Below are 15,084 nucleotides of genomic sequence, written 5' to 3' on the forward strand. Positions count from 1 at the left end.
CTGGAAACTGTCAGCGGCCCGTCTTGGGGGCGAAAACCCGGGCGATCAGGCGGGCGCCAAGGTTGAGGACCATGACCAGGATGATCAGCACGAGGGCCGCGCCCCAGGCACGCTGGGATGACGGATCCGGGTTGGCCGGCGACGTGGGGTTCAGGATCTGGGTGTAGATGAACGTGGGCAGCGAAGCCATCCAGCCGCTGAACACGTTGGAGTTGATGCTGGTGGCGAAGCCCGCGGTGACCAGGATGGGCGCCGTCTCACCGATGACGCGGGCGATCGCCAGGGTGACGCCTGAGGCAATGCCGGAAATCGCCGTCGGGATGACAACCTTGACGATGGTCCGCCACTTGCGCACGCCCAGGGCGTACGCGGCTTCGCGCAGTTCGTTGGGAACGATCTTCAGCATTTCCTCGCTGGAACGCACCACCACGGGGATCATGAGAACGGAAAGCGCGACCGCGGCAACGGCGCCGGTTTTGGTGCCGGGGCCGACAATGGCGAAGAAGAAGGCCGCCGCAAAGAGGCCTGCCACGATGGAAGGAATGCCGGTCATGACGTCAACGAAGAACGTGATGGCGCGGGCCAGCCGGCCGTCGTTGCCGTACTCCACCAGGTAGATGGCCGTCAGCAGGCCCACCGGCACCGAGATGACCGTGGCCAGGAGGGTGATCTGGATGGTGCCGATAAGGGCGTGGTAAATACCGCCCAGGACCGGGGCGCCTTCCTCCGCGGCCCGGTTGTCGTAGACACCGGTGACCCCGTTCATGGACGTCGTGAGGAATCCCGGGTTGAGGAGTCCGGGAACGCCGTTGACCAGGACCGTCCAGATCACCGAAATGAGCGGCAGCAGGGCGATGAGGAAGGACCCCACCACCAGGCAGGTGGCCAGCTTGTCCTTTGCCTTGCGGGAGCCCTCCACGGCTGCGCTCCAGGACACCAGCCCGATGGCAAACAGCAACGCCGAGACGATGCCCCAGCCGACGGGGTTGAAGCCCACCAGGGCCATGATGGCGGCACCCAGGATCAGGGCTGCGGCAAGGACGACGTACGGCGCATACTTGGGCAGCTGGCCTTTGGTAAGTGCCGAGCGCTTGCTGCGCACAGGGGTAAGCGTGGAGGTCATTTAGTTGGCTCCCGAGAATTCTTTGTGCCGGGTGATGATCCAGCGCGCGATCATGTTCACGGCCAGGGTGATGACGAAGAGGACCAGGCCGGCAGCGATGAGGGTGCTGACCTTGAGCCCGCTGGCCTCCGGGAAGTTCAGGGCGATTTCGGCGGCGATGGTCTGGTTGCCGGACTGGATCAGGCTGGCGGTGAGGGCGCCGGAGGACAGCACCAGGGCGACTGCCATGGTCTCGCCGAGTGCACGGCCCAGGCCGAGCATGACGGCGCTGATGATGCCGGGCCGGGCGAACGGCAGGACGGACATCTTAATCATTTCCCAGCGCGTCGCGCCCAGGGCGAGCGCGGCTTCCTCGTGCAGCTTGGGGGTCTGCAGGAAGATTTCGCGGGACAGGGAGGTGATGATGGGCAGGACCATCACGGACAGGACGATGCCGGCGGTCAGGATGGTCTTGCCGGTTGCGGAAGCCGGACCCTGGAAGATCGGCAGCCATCCCATGTTGGCGGCCAGCCAGTTGTAGGCGGGCGAGATTTCCCTCGCCAGGAAGGCCGCACCCCAGGCGCCGTAGATGACGGACGGGATGGCGGCCAGCAGGTCCACCACGTAGCCGAGGCCGGAAGCGAGTCCGCGGGGGGCGAAGTGCGAGATGAACAGGGCGACGCCGATGGCGATGGGCGTGGCAATGACCAGGGCGATGACCGCAGCGATAAGCGTGCCGATCACGATGGGCCAGATGTAGGCGAAGAAGCCGGCGCCGCCCTGGATTTTGTCGGCCGGCGCGGTCAGCGCGGGGATTGCCTGCACTACCAGGAAGAGTGCGACGCCGAAGAGGACGGCAAGAATGAGGCAGCCGGCGGCCAGCGCGGCGCCCGAGAAGATTTTGTCCCCGGCGCGCCCGGCGCCTTGGGTACTTGTCAGGGGGGTGGCGGTCATTCGACGGCCCTTCGGTTGGTAGCTGATTCAGGAAAGATGTGTTGTCCAATGCCAAGTTCCCCGCACTGCCTTTCGGCAGGCGGGGAACCCGGGTTCAGAGCGGTTATTAGGACTTGACCTTGATGGAGTCGATAGCCGCAGTTGCCTTCTCTGCAAGGGTAGAGGAAAGCGGGGCCGACTTGGCGGAGTCCGCGGCGGCCTGCTGGCCTTCCTCGGAAACTACGTAGTTTTCGAAGGCCTTGACCAGGTCAACGGTTTCCTGCTTGTCGTAGGCGCTGCAGACCACGTGGTAGGAAACCAGCACCACCGGGTAGGCACCCGATGCGGTGGTCTTGCGGTCCAGCTTGATGGCGACGTCGTTGGCTGAACGGCCTTCAACGGCCTTGCCTGCCTCGACGGCCTTGGCTGCGGCGTCGGCGGAGATCTTGACGAACTCGCTGCCCACCTTGATGGAGGCGGTGCCGAGCTTGCCGCCCACAGCTGAGTCATCAGCGTAGGTCACGGCGCCGGGGGTGTCGGTGACGGTCTTGACCACACCGGAGGTGCCCTTGGCGTTTTCGCCCTGCAGGGTGGCAGGCCATACGCCGGAGGACTTGTCCGTCCAGACCTCGGGTGCTGCAGAGGCCAGGTAGTCGGTGAAGTTGGTGGTGGTGCCGGAGTCATCCGAGCGGTTCACCGGGGTGACCTTGAGGTCCGGCAGGCTGACGCCCTCGTTCAGGGCGGCGATGGCGGGATCGTTCCACTTGGCGATTTCGCCGCGGAAGATCTTGGCAACCGTGGTTGCATCCAGCTTCAGGTCCGTGATGCCGGGCAGGTTGAAGGCCACGGCGATCGGGGAGATGTAGACCGGGATGTTGATGGCGCCGTCGGGACCGCACACGGCCTTGGAGGCCTCGAGCTCTTCGTCCTTGAGGTAGGCGTCCGAACCGGCGAACTGGGCTGAGCCGTCGATGATGGCCTTGCGGCCGGCGCCGGAGCCGTCCGGGGAGTACTGCACGGTGGCGCCCTGGTTTGCGGAGGCAAAGCCTGCCTTCCACGCGTCCATGGCTGCACCGGTGGAGGATGCGCCGATGCCGGTCAGGGTGCCGGTGACCTTGGGGCCGGAAGAGGCCTGGTTGCCGGTGGGCGAGGTGTTCGTGGCGTTGTCTGAACCGCAGGAGGTAAGCGCGAGAGCGCCGGCTGCGATGACAGCGATAGCCGCGTGGCGGCCGAAGCGGAGTGCCTTCACTAGATGTACCCCTTCCAGGGTTTTTCAGTTGCGGTCAGGGACGGAGAACCCTGCTGCGCGATGCGTACGTTTTGTACCTTCATCGAAGTTAGGGTCCGCAGGTAACGGGATGGGCTGCCCAAGGTTAACGGAGGATTAACGGCGGCGGGATATTCGTTGACATATGCCCGGTCACCATTGCGCAGATCACATGTTCGGCCGTAAGGCGCCGCGCACCGGGAAATACAACGGGGCCGGCAGCAAATACACTGGACGGCATGGCTCCCGCAGCAGGACTCTCAGCAGGCAGGCGGTTCCTGCGCGGCCGCTTCCGCACAGGCCTGATCCGCAGCCGGAACTCCCTGCTCCCTGCGGTCCAGATGACCGTCTGCGCCGTGGGAGCTTACGCTTTCGCGGAGTACGTGCTGGGACATTCCGGCCCCCTGTTCGCGGCCACGTCATCCCTGATTGCCCTCGGTTTCTCCCGGGAGCCGAGGCTGCGGCGGGTGGTGGAGGTTGGCCTGGGCTGCACCATCGGCATTGCGGTGGGCGACCTGCTCCTGCACTGGCTGGGTCCCGGGATCTGGCAGGCCGCCGTCGTCCTTCTTTTCTCCATCCTGCTGGCCCGCTTCCTGGACAGCGGCAATATCTTCACCACCCAACTGGGCCTGCAGTCGCTGCTGGTCGTCCTGCTCCCCGCGCCGGCCGGCGGGCCTTTCACGCGGAGCATCGACGCCGTGGTGGGCGGGCTGTTTGCCCTGCTGGTAACCATCCTCGTCCCCAAGGATCCGCGCCGCGAACCCCGCAAGGACGTGAAGAATCTCCTCCACGAGCTTGCCGAGGTGCTGCGCGAATGCGCCAACGCCCTGGACAACAGCGATTCCACCCAGGCCTGGCACGCCCTGATCCGGGGAAGGAACTGCCAGCCGCTGGTGGACGCCATGCGCCAGTCGCTGCGCACCTCCGGCGAGGTGGCCAGGCTGGCCCCCGCCTACCGGAGGCACCGGGAGGAACTGGACCAGCTGAAACAGTCGCTGGACTTCATCGACCTGGCGCTGCGGAACAGCCGCGTCTTCGCGCGCCGGCTTACCAGCGCCATCAACCATGCGGCGCTTTCGGATGAAGCCACGGAAAACATCGCGGAGGTGCTGCAGGAGACCGCTGCCGCCATCGACGAGCTTTCGCTCGGCTTGGCGGAAACGCACGACGGCGTCCGCCGCGCCCACATGCGCACGGCCCGCCGGGACCTCAGCGAGATCGCCCTGCGCCTGCACCCCAAGCTCCTGGAAGTGCAGCGGCTGGAGGGCGAAACGGTGGTGATGCTGTACCGGCCGCTGATGGTGGACCTTCTGGAGGCCACGGGCATGGACGCGAGCGAGGCCCGGGACGTGCTGCCGGCGCTGTAGTGGCCGGTGGCCCTAATTAACCGGTGGGTGGGCCTGTAGGGCAGTTCCTGCAGCTTGAGGGCGGTGCCACAGGGCGGCGGCCTGAATTGTCGGAGCCCGCCGCTAGGGTTGGACGCATGGCTACGAAGACTTCCCGGGCATCCAAGGCGCCCGCCTACAAGTGCGCCGAGTGCGGCTGGACCACAGTCAAATGGGTGGGCCGCTGCGGCGAGTGCCAGGCGTGGGGCACGGTCGAGGAAACCGGCGCCGCCGTGGCGCGTACGACGGCGGCCACAACGGTCCTTGAGCCCGCCCGCCGCATTGCCGAGGTGGATGCCACCACCGCCGCATTCCTGCCCACGGGCGTTGATGAACTGGACAGGGTGCTGGGCGGCGGACTGGTGCCCGGCGCCGTCATCCTGCTGGCCGGTGAGCCCGGCGTCGGCAAGTCCACGCTGCTGCTGGACGTGGCCGCCAAGTTTGCCCGGACGGCCCAGGACGTGCTGTACGTGACCGGGGAGGAGTCCGCGGCGCAGGTGAAGCTCCGCGCAGAGCGGATCGACGCCGTGGCTGAATCGCTCTATCTCTCCGCGGAAACGGACCTCGGCCAGGCGCTGGGGCAGGTGGAGAAGATCGAGCCGCGGCTCCTGATCGTGGACTCGGTGCAGACCCTCAGCAGCGCGGATGTTGACGGCAGCGCCGGTGGCGTGTCCCAGGTCCGGGAGGTTGCCGCGTCCATCATTGCCGCGGCCAAGCGCCGGAACATGACAACCCTGCTGGTGGGCCACGTGACCAAGGACGGTTCCATCGCCGGGCCGCGGCTGCTGGAGCACCTGGTGGACGTGGTGTGCCAGTTCGAGGGCGAACGCCATTCGCGGCTGCGGATGCTGCGCGCGGTCAAGAACCGTTACGGGCCTACCGACGACGTCGGCTGCTTCGACCTGAACGAGAACGGCATTGAAGGCCTCGCCGATCCCAGCGGGCTTTTTGTCAGCCGCACCAAGGACCCGGTTTCCGGAACCTGCATCACCGTGACCATGGAGGGCCGGCGGCCGCTGCTGGCCGAGGTACAGTCGCTGCTCGCGGAAAGCCCCAACTCGCAGCCGCGGCGGGCCACCAGCGGGCTGGACAGTTCACGGGTCTCCATGCTGCTCGCCGTGCTGCAGCAGCGCGCGGGAACACTCCTGCACAAGGACGACTCGTACGTGGCCACAGTGGGCGGGGTGAAGCTCAGCGAACCCGCCACGGACCTTGCCATTGCCCTGGCTGTGGCCTCGGCCAAGGCCCGCAAACCGCTGCCCATCCGGCTCATTGCCTTTGGAGAAGTGGGCCTGGCCGGCGAGGTACGTCCGGTGCCGGGCATCAACCAGCGCATCCAGGAGGCCCACCGCCTCGGGTTTACGCATGCCGTGGTTCCCGCGAGCCATGCAGGGCCTGGCCCGATACCGGCCGGCTTCTCAGTGCGGGAGGTGGAACACCTGGCCGAGGCCCTGAGCCTGCTGATCGGGTAGCTAGCCGTGCTGCGGCAAGGAATCGGGGTCGTCCCGGTGAACGTTGAAAAGCCAGCCGGACACGTCACTGCGCAGCACCAGCAGCGGCCCGCCCGTAGCGGTGACGTTTCCGGTGGGTACGTAGTAGCCGCGGCCGGAGCCCGGCCCGCCGGCTGCCCGGTCCAGGGCATCCACCAGGTGCCGCGGCAGGTGGCCCTGCGGACCAAGGCTGCGAAGCTCTTCAAGTTCTTCCGGCGTAAGCCGACCCAAAACCTCAGCGATACTGGCCATGACGGGTCCCTTCGAGCAGAGTGCCTGAAGGAATAACCTAAACCAGGGCCGTGAACTGCAGGTTAACGTTGGACGGCATCTTCTGTTCGTTGTTGAATATCCATCTCCCGGAGGACAAATGCCCGTTACGAGTGCAGGAATCCTGCTGTACAGGCAGGCGGCCCCGGGCCTGCTGGAGGTGTGGATTGCCCACATGGGCGGCCCGTTCTGGGCCCGCAAGGACGCGCACGCCTGGTCCGTCCCCAAGGGTGAATACTCCTTGGGCGAGGACCCGCTGGCCGCGGCCCTGCGCGAGTTTGCCGAGGAGATGGGAACCCCCGCACCCGACGCCGACTACCGGCTTCTCGGGGAGTTCAAACAGCCCTCGGGCAAACTCATCACAGTATTTGCAGCCGAGCATGACTTCCAGCCGGAACGGATCGTCAGCAACACCTTTCCGCTGGAGTGGCCCAAAGGTTCAGGCCGCATCCAGCAGTACCCGGAAGTCGACGATGCCCGCTGGTTCCCGGAACCGGAAGCCCGGTCCAAGCTGGTGAAGGGCCAGCTGCCAGTCCTTGATGCCCTGGTGCAACTCGTCCGCGCGGAATCCTAGGGCTTGCCCTGCCTCTCCCGCTAGCCGCGCTGCGGGCACCCGTCAATGGTCCCTGCACCCCCGCACGCCGGGGTGCGTTGTCCACATGCGGGTGCGATGTACTTCGCGACGGGTGATGGGCCGAGTTGCAGTGGCCTAAGCGCCAGTAATCACCAGGGCCACGCTGTGCCCGCCGAAACCGAAGGCGTTCACCAGGCCGGCCGGCGGAGTACCCGGCTGGAGCCGGCGGACTTCTTCGGTGACCACGTTTAGGTCGACCTCGGGGTCCTGCGCCTCAACGTTCAGCGTCCCGGGAAGCATCCCGGTGCGCAGGGCTTCCACCACCACGACGGCGGCCAGCGCCCCCGCGCCGCCGAGCAGGTGCCCGGTGTGCCCCTTGGTGGACGTCACCGGAATCCTGGCGCCGAAGATGGCGTTGATGGCCTGGCCCTCGAGCCTGTCCCCAACAGGGGTGGACGTGGCATGCGCGTGCACGAAGCCGATGTCCCCGGCGGTCATGCCGGCGGACTCTAGCGCCTTCTGCATCACCCGCCGCTGCATGGCGGGATCGGCGGCCACGATGTCATTCGCGTCGGACGTCACCGCTCCCCCGGCCACTGCCCCCAGAACAACTGCTCCGCGGGCGCGCGCGTGCTCTTCGCTCTCCAGCACCACCACGCCGGCGCCCTCCGCGAGCACAAAGCCGTCCCGGCCGCCGTCGAACGGCCGCGATGCCCGCTGCGGATCGTCATTGCGGGTAGACAGGGCGCGGATCTGGGAGAAGCCCGTGACCACCAGGTCGTTGACCGAGGCGTCAACGCCGCCGGCAATAACGACGTCGGCAGCGCCGGAGCGGATCATCTCGGCTGCCTGGACAATCGCCTCAGCCCCGGAGGCACATGCGCTGACAGGCGTCCGGGCGCCGCCGCGGGCGCCGAGGTCGATGGACACCCAGGCGGCCGGGCCGTTGACCATAAGCCGGGTGAGGGTGTGCGGCGAAACCTTGCGGGGGCCCGACGCCGCGAGGGTCCGGTCCTGCTCCAGGGTGGAGCCAAGCCCGCCGTACGCCGAGCCGATCACCACGGCCAAACGCTCGGGATCGACCTCCGGGGCGCCTGCCTGTTTCCAGGCCTCGCGGGCTGCGATCAGCGCCAGCTGCCCGCAGCGGTCCATGCGCTTCATTTCGCGGGTGCTGAGGTGTCCGGAAAGATCAGCAGTGACCTGTCCGGCCATCTTCACCGGCAGCTGCTCGGCCCACGCCTCCTCAAGCGGCGCGATCCCGGATTTTCCGGCCACAAGGCCGGCCCACGTTTCGGGCACGGAGGAGCCGACCGGGTTGATGGTGCCGACGCCGGTGACCAGCGCGCGGGGTTGTGTTGCACCGGCTTTGACTGCGTTCATGGTTCGCTACTTTGCTGGGTTGTGGGTGCCGATGGGCACGAGGGTGAGGTCGGGGTGGTTCTTCTCGATCCGCCGCAGCGCCCAGACGTCGTTGAACAGGGCGAGGTATTCGCCGTCGGACCGCAAAAGCACCTCGGCGCCCGGTACGTTGGCGAGCGCAGGCATGGCGTCCGCCGTCGAAATCCGAGCCAGTGAGTAGGGCAGGCGTTCCAGGCGCATGGGCGCGTTGAAGTCGTGCGCCATGCGGTCCTCCACCACTTCGAACTGCATGGGGCCGACGGCGGCAAGCACCGGAGCCTGGTCGCCGCGGACGTCGGAGCGGAGCACCTGGATGACGCCCTCGTGTTCGAGCTGCTCGATGCCGCGGCGGAACTGCTTGAACTTGCTGGGGTCCTTGGAGCGCGCCACCTGGAAATGCTCCGGGGCGAACAGCGGGATGGCGGGGTACTCCACCGGGCCCTCGAGGAACAGGCTGTCCCCCACGCGAAGGGAGGAAGCGTTGACCAGGCCGACGACGTCCCCGGGGTATGCCTCGTCGATCACTTCGCGTTCGCGGCCGAACACCTGCTGGGCGTACTTGGTGGCGAAGGACTTGCCGGTGCGGGTCTGGGTGACCACCATGCCGCGCTCGAACACGCCGGAGCAGACGCGGATGAAGGCCACGTGGTCCCGGTGGGCCTTGTTCATGCCGGCCTGGACCTTGAAGACGAAGCCGGAGAACGGGGACTCGACCGGCCTGGGGTTGCCCTCGATGTCCGGGCGGGGAGCTGCCGGCGGGGCGAAGTCCACCAGCGCGTCCAGCAGTTCCTTGACGCCGAAGTTCAGCGCGGCGGAGCTGAACAGGATGGGGGTTGCCTTGCCGGCGTGGAAGCTTTCGACGTCGAACTCCAGGTTCGATTCGATGACCAGGCCGGCCTCGTCCACGGCGTCGGACCAGTTGCTGCCCTGGCTCTCCGCAGCTTCCTCAGGAGTGAAGTACTCGGTGATGGCGATCTGGGCGCCGGCGTTGTTGCGCTGGAACCGGGCGAACCGGTCATTGCGGAGGTCCCAGACGCCACGGAAGTCGCCGGAGATGCCGACTGCCCACGTGAGCGGCATTGGCTGCAAGCCCGTGCGCTCGGTGATTTCATCCATCAGGGCAAGGGCGTCCAGGCCGGGCCGGTCCCACTTGTTGATGACGGTGATGATGGGCAGGTTCCGCTGCTTGCAGACTTCGAACAGCTTCATGGTCTGGGTTTCCAGGCCCTTGGCGGCGTCCACGAGCATGACGGCGCAGTCGACGGCGGCCAGCACGCGGTAGGTGTCCTCGGAGAAGTCCGCGTGGCCCGGGGTGTCCAGGAGGTTGATGACGGTGTCCCGGTAGGAGAACTGCAGCGCCGCGGAGCTGATGGAAATGCCGCGGTCCTTCTCCATCTGCATCCAGTCAGAGACGGTTTCCTTGCGGTTGGCCTTGCCGCTGGAGGCACCGGCGGTGCCGATCACCTTCGCGTGCAGGGCCAGCGCTTCGGTGAGCGTGGACTTGCCGGCGTCGGGGTGCGAAATGACAGCAAAGGTCCGGCGACGGCCCGCCTCTTTGTGGATACCGGAGATCCGGGCGGGGGTCAGGACATCTTGGGACACGGTGCTACTTTCGCTGCGGTTGGGACTGCCCGGGCGCTGCCTCGAGGGCACTGAGGCGGTGGGGCCGGGGAAACGGGGCTGGCAAACAGCCAAGTTCCAGTTTATCGCAGGGCGGCAAACCGGCGGCGGCGGCGCTTAACGCCCGCGAAACGGCACGTTCAAAGCCGCGAAATGACGCCGGGCTAGCGTGACCGCATGAACACCAACGACACCCCGGCGCACGGATGCCCCCGGCGCCGCATAGTAAGGATCTGAGCGGCTGTGCAGGGTCTCTCCTATTCCGGCAACCTGTTCTTCGATCCCCTGGCCACCGGCCTGGCACCCGCCTTGATGCGGGATCCCGATTCGCTCGGAAATGCGGAGCGGCCGCGCCGGGGAACCCAGGCCCCGGCCGAACAGAAAGCCCTCCGGGCGGCGTCCCTTTCGAAGGTCAGCAAGGACCTAGAGCGGATGCTGCGGGAACGGATGCGCTGACCGCGCCACCAGCTGAATATCCGGAACACAGGACGTGCCTGTAATGCGGCATTGCAGGCGATGTAATGCCGCATTACACTTTTAGTGTCATGTGAGAAAGGAGGAGCACCAAGAGCATGAGCAAGAGCGAGAAGCTCGTGTTGAAGTTTTGCGACTATTACTCGTTTATGTCGTACACGGATTTCAGGGCATGGGTTGAGGCAGACGATGATTCTTCGCCCGCCTTGTCCTACGCCAGGTCCGCAGACATTCGTTAGGGACTTCAGGCTCCCGGCGCCCAAGGGCGGGATGGAAATGACTTATGCAGGCAGAAGAACCAGCAATCCCGCTCCTTGGCTACGTGGAGATAGCTGAAGCAACCGGCCAGGACGTCGGCCTGATCAGGGTCTGGAAGAACCGCGGAAAACTTCCCAGCCCCGATTTCCAGTTGGGACAGTCACCGGGGTGGCTGGCGGAAACAATCAATCCGTGGATCCAGGAGCACCGGAAGTAAGCCCGGACCCGTTCGCTCGGGCGCTGGCCAGCCGCCAAAGTACCCACTCAAGCACCCGCCGTCGAACGCTTTCCTGAGCCGTTGCGCGGCACCCCCTAATGGGGCACTTTGGGGCTTGGCTGTGCGGAAGAGGGTGTTCCTTACCCCTATCATTGAGCTTGCGGGAAACAGAGCACTTTCTGGTCCTGCCGGCAACCTGCTGAAGCCGGCATTCTTGCGGGCGGCGGCCTGCACCTTTGAAGGGAACACCTATGGCGCGGAGCCCCGAAGAATCACTCAGGGCAACCCTGGGCAGGGTGGCACCCGGCACTCCCCTTCGTGACGGCCTTGAGCGGATCCTGCGGGGACGGACAGGCGCGCTGATCGTCCTGGGCTCGGACCGGACCATCGAGTCCATCTGCTCCGGCGGCTTCGATATCGGCATTGATTTTTCCCCCACGCGGCTCCGCGAACTCGCCAAAATGGACGGCGCCATCATTTGCGACAAGGACGCCGGCAACATCCTGCGCGCCGCCGTCCAGCTGGTCCCGGATTCCAGCATCGAGACCCAGGAGTCCGGCACCCGGCACCGCACAGCCGAACGCGTTGCCATCCAGACCGGCGTGCCCGTCATCTCCGTCAGCCAGTCCATGCAGATCATCGCCCTCTACGTCAACGGCCTGCGCCACGTCCTGGAAGGCTCGGAGAAAGTCCTGGCACGCGCCAACCAGGCACTGGCCACCCTGGAGCGCTACCGCTCGCGCCTGGACCAGGTCACCAGCTCGCTCTCGGCCCTGGAAATCGAAGCCATGGTCACCGTGCGGGACGTGGCCGTCACCCTCCAGCGGCAGGAAATGGTCCGCCGGATCTCCGAGGAAATCGCCCAGTACGTCCTGGAGCTCGGCGAGGACGGCAGGCTCCTGTCCCTGCAGCTCGATGAACTCACGGTGGGCCGCGGCCCCGGCAGCGACGTGATTATCCGCGATTACGGTTCCCCGGACGCCACTGCCGAAGACATCGAAAAAGCCGTGAGCGCCCTGGTCAACCTCGGTCCCACGGAACTGATCGACCTCGGAAAGATTTCCGGAATCGTGGGGTTTGCGGGCGGCGAAGCCAACCTCGATGCCGTCGTGCAGCCCCGCGGCTACCGGCTGCTGTCAGGGCTGAAGGCAGTTCCCAAGGCTGTTGCGGACCGCCTTGTTGACCACTTCGGCGGGCTGCAGTTCCTGATGGCGGCCACGATTGATGACCTGATGACGGTGGACGGCATCGGCGACCAGCGCGCCCGCACCGTCCGTGAAGGCCTCAGCCGGATGGCGGAAGCTAGCCTGCTGGACCGCTTCCTCTAACAACCGCCATCGAGTGCTCCGCAGTTGTCGTTTTGGAGGCTCAAAAGGACAACTGCGGAGCACTCGATGCTAAAGCAGCTGGAAAACGGCCTTGGGGCTGGCCTTGGAGCCGAGCTTCGCCGTGAAGATGTAGTACGCCCCGCCGCCGCCCGGCTTTGCTTCGACAGGCTGGCAGCCCTCCACGCTCCGGTTGCGGGACCACGGGAAATTGGCCGTCTCGCTGGCACCGGGCGCGATCACCTTCAGCAGGTCCTCGCTCTTTGCCTGGCAGTCACGGGAGGAAAAAATCCGGTCCGCGCCGCTGGTCACCAGGAACTCCATCTGCGACGTGCCGATGTTGACCTCACAAGGCATGGTGCCGCCGTTGGTCACCTTGAGTGTGAGCATCGGGTTCTCTTCCGACCCGTAGGCTGCCTTGTCCGTCGAGGCTGACACCGTCACCAGGTTCTGGTTGCATGTTGGAGTGGCCGACGGCGTGGGCGTCGCGGCAGGTTCGGTGGCGGACGCGGAAGGTGACGCCGCGGGACCGGCGGACGCTGCGGCTGCGGGGTCGGTGGAGGAAACCTGCTCCGACTTGCCGCTGAACGCCCCGGCAACCGCGAATCCAGTCACCAGTGCGATGACCAACAGGAGCGCCCCGCCCACAAACAGCCGACGGCGGCGGTAAACCGCCGCGCTTGGCTTGCGGACGGCAGTGGAACCGGATGCCGGCGCCCCGCCACGTGTTGATGAATTGCCTTGCCTGCCCATACTTCTAGGCTAGGGAACTGCCCCGCTTCTGCTACCCACCACGCCGCCGCGCCGCCAACGTTCTGGTCACATCCCGTTTTCGGCCTGCCCGGACGCATCCATTACAGTGTTGGCATCGACACTGCATCCCCCACTGCCGCCTTTTCCGCCGGCTCTGGCCACCCCGCCGGCGGCACGGCAGGACTCAACACGCTGCACGAACGCATCAACGGCTGGTTCGCCGAAACCGCCCGCGACCTGCCTTGGCGTGAGCCCGGCTGCTCCCCCTGGGGCATCCTGGTCAGCGAGATCATGCTGCAGCAGACGCCGGTGGTGCGGGTGCTCCCTGTCTGGCAGGAGTGGTTGAGGCGCTGGCCCACCCCGTCAGGCCTCGCCGGAGAACCTGCCGGTGAAGCCGTGCGCTCCTGGGGCCGGCTCGGGTATCCGCGCCGCGCGCTTCGGCTGCATGCGGCGGCGGCGGCCATAACCCGGGACCATAACGGCAAGGTCCCGGACAGCTACACGGAACTCCTGGCCCTTCCCGGGGTGGGCAGCTACACCGCTGCCGCTGTGGCTGCCTTCGCGTACGGGCGGAGGGAAACCGTGGTGGACACCAACATCCGGCGGGTGCATGCCCGGCTGGTCTCCGGCACAGCCCTCCCGGCCCCGGCCCTCACGGCGGCGGAGATGCGCCTTGCCGCTTCGCTCCTGCCGGCCGCGGACCATTCTTCAGTCCGGTGGAACGCGGCCGTCATGGAACTGGGGGCGCTCGTGTGTACGGCGCGGACACCCAAGTGCGCCGCGTGCCCGGTCAACGACCTCTGCGCCTGGCGGGCGGCAGGTGAGCCGCCGCCGTCGTACGTCCCCAAGGGCCAGGCCTGGCACGGGACGGACCGCCAGGTCCGAGGCGCCGTGGTGGCTGTGCTGCGGCTGGCGGAGGCTCCGGTGCCGGCCGAGATGTTCTATCGGGAACCCGCCGACCTGGGTTTCGCGCCGGCGGGTATGGGCGTCCCGCTCGCGGCCTTGCACAGGCTTAATTCCGCTCCGGAGCAGCTGGAGCGGGCGCTGGCAGGGTTGCTCGCGGACGGTCTGGCGGAGATGCACGACGGCGGCTACCGGCTGCCTGCCTGAGCGCACCGCATTCCGGGGCCGGCAGGAACGGCGGCGGCAGGTGCAGAACTCGCCGCGCCTGGTCTCCTTTTGGCAGCCAGCGCCGCCCGGGAATAACAATGCGGGCATCAGTTGGCCCCGGCGCGGGGCGCCGCGGCCCCCCGCGCCTACGCTGGAAGTATGCGCAAGCATGGGCTGCTTTTGGCACTGATGACGACGGCGGGACTCGCCACGGCTTGCGGCCCGGGCCCCGGCGCCGCCCCGTGCCCTGCCATCGCCCAGGCCACTGCCGTTTCGGTAACCGTGCCGGCAAGCTACGCCCCGCAGGTTGCAGCCCTCCACTTGAAGGCCTGCCAGGACGGCACCTGCAAGGAGGATAACGTGGAGCTCCGGCCCGGAAGCGCGTCGATCGACCAGGGCTGCACCGACGGGGTCTGCTCGGCCACGGCTTCCCCCGACGGGACGAAACTTGCCACGCTGTTCCTGGACACCCTGACCGAATCACCGATGACGGTGACCGCTGCAGGAACGGGCCCGGACGGGGCTGCCCTGCCGGTGCATACGCTGGAATTCCGCCCGCGGGGCGAGTATCCGTTCGGGGAGCATTGCGGCCGGTTCATTACGGCGTCGCTGGTGCTGGATGCCGAAGGGCTGCACCAGAGCGGCTGACTCCCGGGCGGCCGATCCTTCGAAAAGCCCCGGGAGAACGGCCGTTAGAACAGTGCCGGCTGGCCGAAGGCGTTGCCGACAGCGGTGGCCGGTGCCGGCTCCTGGGCGGGGCTGCCGTGCCGCCACTCAAACCCCAGGTCGGCCAGCAGCTCCTCGACGGACGTCTGCCCGTCCAGTACTTCGATATCCGCGGAGCTGTCTTCGGGCTGGGGCATTTCCATGGCATCGAGCATATTGCCAGGAGCGGCCATGGTCCTCAA

General features: G+C 66.8%; 16 protein-coding genes. 8 read left to right on the top strand and 8 right to left on the bottom strand.

Annotation, left to right across the window (positions count from 1 at the left end; all coding sequences use genetic code 11):
* Positions 1-10: 10 nt before the first annotated feature.
* From pstA to pstS, 3 genes are all read right to left on the bottom strand, one after another.
* Positions 11-1,123, bottom strand: a complete 1,113-nt coding sequence (gene pstA, locus ACQ3DC_RS13730; RefSeq protein WP_157239672.1) for a phosphate ABC transporter permease PstA — start codon at positions 1,121-1,123, stop codon at positions 11-13.
* Positions 1,124-2,056, bottom strand: coding sequence for a phosphate ABC transporter permease subunit PstC (pstC, locus tag ACQ3DC_RS13735; RefSeq protein WP_157239674.1), 933 nt, complete (start codon positions 2,054-2,056; stop codon positions 1,124-1,126).
* A gap of 106 nt (positions 2,057-2,162) precedes the next feature.
* Positions 2,163-3,284: a phosphate ABC transporter substrate-binding protein PstS gene (gene pstS, locus ACQ3DC_RS13740; protein WP_323057856.1), complete on the bottom strand. Its 1,122-nt coding sequence runs from the start codon at positions 3,282-3,284 to the stop codon at positions 2,163-2,165.
* A 257-nt stretch (positions 3,285-3,541) separates the two neighbouring features.
* On the opposite strand from pstS, the gene ACQ3DC_RS13745 reads away from it, so the two are divergent.
* On the top strand, positions 3,542-4,669 hold the full coding sequence (locus ACQ3DC_RS13745) for an FUSC family protein (RefSeq protein ID WP_157239678.1): 1,128 nt from the start codon (positions 3,542-3,544) through the stop codon (positions 4,667-4,669).
* 116 nt (positions 4,670-4,785) lie between these two features.
* Positions 4,786-6,159 (top strand): DNA repair protein RadA, encoded by a 1,374-nt coding sequence (gene radA / locus ACQ3DC_RS13750; protein ID WP_430752490.1) that lies wholly within the window; start codon positions 4,786-4,788, stop codon positions 6,157-6,159.
* Here radA and ACQ3DC_RS13755 read toward each other — a convergent pair whose 3' ends face one another.
* Entirely contained in the window at positions 6,160-6,429 is a 270-nt protein-coding gene (locus tag ACQ3DC_RS13755; RefSeq protein WP_104996487.1) for a hypothetical protein, read from the bottom strand.
* A 118-nt stretch (positions 6,430-6,547) separates the two neighbouring features.
* Between ACQ3DC_RS13755 and ACQ3DC_RS13760 the strand changes: the two genes are divergently transcribed.
* Positions 6,548-7,021 (top strand): NUDIX domain-containing protein, encoded by a 474-nt coding sequence (locus tag ACQ3DC_RS13760; RefSeq protein ID WP_430752491.1) that lies wholly within the window; start codon positions 6,548-6,550, stop codon positions 7,019-7,021.
* Positions 7,022-7,156: 135 nt separating this feature from the next.
* On the opposite strand, the gene ACQ3DC_RS13765 is transcribed toward ACQ3DC_RS13760, so the two are convergent.
* Both ACQ3DC_RS13765 and ACQ3DC_RS13770 read right to left on the bottom strand, forming a co-directional pair.
* On the bottom strand, positions 7,157-8,401 hold the full coding sequence (locus tag ACQ3DC_RS13765; RefSeq protein ID WP_430752492.1) for a beta-ketoacyl-[acyl-carrier-protein] synthase family protein: 1,245 nt from the start codon (positions 8,399-8,401) through the stop codon (positions 7,157-7,159).
* A gap of 6 nt (positions 8,402-8,407) precedes the next feature.
* Positions 8,408-10,021 (bottom strand): peptide chain release factor 3, encoded by a 1,614-nt coding sequence (locus ACQ3DC_RS13770; protein WP_323057853.1) that lies wholly within the window; start codon positions 10,019-10,021, stop codon positions 8,408-8,410.
* 261 nt (positions 10,022-10,282) lie between these two features.
* Between ACQ3DC_RS13770 and ACQ3DC_RS13775 the strand changes: the two genes are divergently transcribed.
* The 3 genes from ACQ3DC_RS13775 to disA all read left to right on the top strand — a co-directional run bounded on the left by ACQ3DC_RS13775 (position 10,283) and on the right by disA (position 12,316).
* Positions 10,283-10,495 (top strand): hypothetical protein, encoded by a 213-nt coding sequence (locus ACQ3DC_RS13775; protein ID WP_430752493.1) that lies wholly within the window; start codon positions 10,283-10,285, stop codon positions 10,493-10,495.
* A gap of 301 nt (positions 10,496-10,796) precedes the next feature.
* Positions 10,797-10,988, top strand: coding sequence for a hypothetical protein (locus ACQ3DC_RS13780; protein ID WP_430752494.1), 192 nt, complete (start codon positions 10,797-10,799; stop codon positions 10,986-10,988).
* Between the two features lie 251 nt (positions 10,989-11,239).
* Positions 11,240-12,316 (top strand): DNA integrity scanning diadenylate cyclase DisA, encoded by a 1,077-nt coding sequence (gene disA / locus ACQ3DC_RS13785; RefSeq protein WP_321215090.1) that lies wholly within the window; start codon positions 11,240-11,242, stop codon positions 12,314-12,316.
* Positions 12,317-12,385: 69 nt separating this feature from the next.
* Here the strand turns inward: disA and ACQ3DC_RS13790 are convergent, their stop codons facing one another.
* On the bottom strand, positions 12,386-13,066 hold the full coding sequence (locus tag ACQ3DC_RS13790; RefSeq protein WP_430752495.1) for a hypothetical protein: 681 nt from the start codon (positions 13,064-13,066) through the stop codon (positions 12,386-12,388).
* Between the two features lie 192 nt (positions 13,067-13,258).
* Between ACQ3DC_RS13790 and ACQ3DC_RS13795 the strand changes: the two genes are divergently transcribed.
* Both ACQ3DC_RS13795 and ACQ3DC_RS13800 read left to right on the top strand, forming a co-directional pair.
* On the top strand, positions 13,259-14,176 hold the full coding sequence (locus ACQ3DC_RS13795) for an A/G-specific adenine glycosylase (protein ID WP_157242773.1): 918 nt from the start codon (positions 13,259-13,261) through the stop codon (positions 14,174-14,176).
* Positions 14,177-14,335: 159 nt separating this feature from the next.
* Positions 14,336-14,824: a hypothetical protein gene (locus ACQ3DC_RS13800; protein WP_157239696.1), complete on the top strand. Its 489-nt coding sequence runs from the start codon at positions 14,336-14,338 to the stop codon at positions 14,822-14,824.
* Between the two features lie 44 nt (positions 14,825-14,868).
* Here ACQ3DC_RS13800 and ACQ3DC_RS13805 read toward each other — a convergent pair whose 3' ends face one another.
* A complete protein-coding gene (locus ACQ3DC_RS13805; RefSeq protein ID WP_321215087.1) occupies positions 14,869-15,045 on the bottom strand; it encodes a hypothetical protein in 177 nt (58 codons plus the stop codon).
* Between the last annotated feature and the right edge of the window lie 39 nt (positions 15,046-15,084).

This window comes from Paenarthrobacter sp. NEAU-H11, assembly GCF_050573415.1.
Taxonomy (GTDB): Bacteria; Actinomycetota; Actinomycetes; order Actinomycetales; family Micrococcaceae; genus Arthrobacter.

Coding starts and splice junctions, on each gene's coding strand:
- pstA (WP_157239672.1), bottom strand. CDS start 1,123: ATGACCTCCACGCTTACCCCTGTGCGCAGCAAGCGCTCGGCACTTACC.
- pstC (WP_157239674.1), bottom strand. CDS start 2,056: ATGACCGCCACCCCCCTGACAAGTACCCAAGGCGCCGGGCGCGCCGGG.
- ACQ3DC_RS13745 (WP_157239678.1), top strand. CDS start 3,542: ATGGCTCCCGCAGCAGGACTCTCAGCAGGCAGGCGGTTCCTGCGCGGC.
- radA (WP_430752490.1), top strand. CDS start 4,786: ATGGCTACGAAGACTTCCCGGGCATCCAAGGCGCCCGCCTACAAGTGC.
- ACQ3DC_RS13755 (WP_104996487.1), bottom strand. CDS start 6,429: ATGGCCAGTATCGCTGAGGTTTTGGGTCGGCTTACGCCGGAAGAACTT.
- ACQ3DC_RS13760 (WP_430752491.1), top strand. CDS start 6,548: ATGCCCGTTACGAGTGCAGGAATCCTGCTGTACAGGCAGGCGGCCCCG.
- ACQ3DC_RS13765 (WP_430752492.1), bottom strand. CDS start 8,401: ATGAACGCAGTCAAAGCCGGTGCAACACAACCCCGCGCGCTGGTCACC.
- ACQ3DC_RS13780 (WP_430752494.1), top strand. CDS start 10,797: ATGCAGGCAGAAGAACCAGCAATCCCGCTCCTTGGCTACGTGGAGATA.
- disA (WP_321215090.1), top strand. CDS start 11,240: ATGGCGCGGAGCCCCGAAGAATCACTCAGGGCAACCCTGGGCAGGGTG.
- ACQ3DC_RS13790 (WP_430752495.1), bottom strand. CDS start 13,066: ATGGGCAGGCAAGGCAATTCATCAACACGTGGCGGGGCGCCGGCATCC.
- ACQ3DC_RS13800 (WP_157239696.1), top strand. CDS start 14,336: ATGCGCAAGCATGGGCTGCTTTTGGCACTGATGACGACGGCGGGACTC.
- ACQ3DC_RS13805 (WP_321215087.1), bottom strand. CDS start 15,045: ATGGAAATGCCCCAGCCCGAAGACAGCTCCGCGGATATCGAAGTACTG.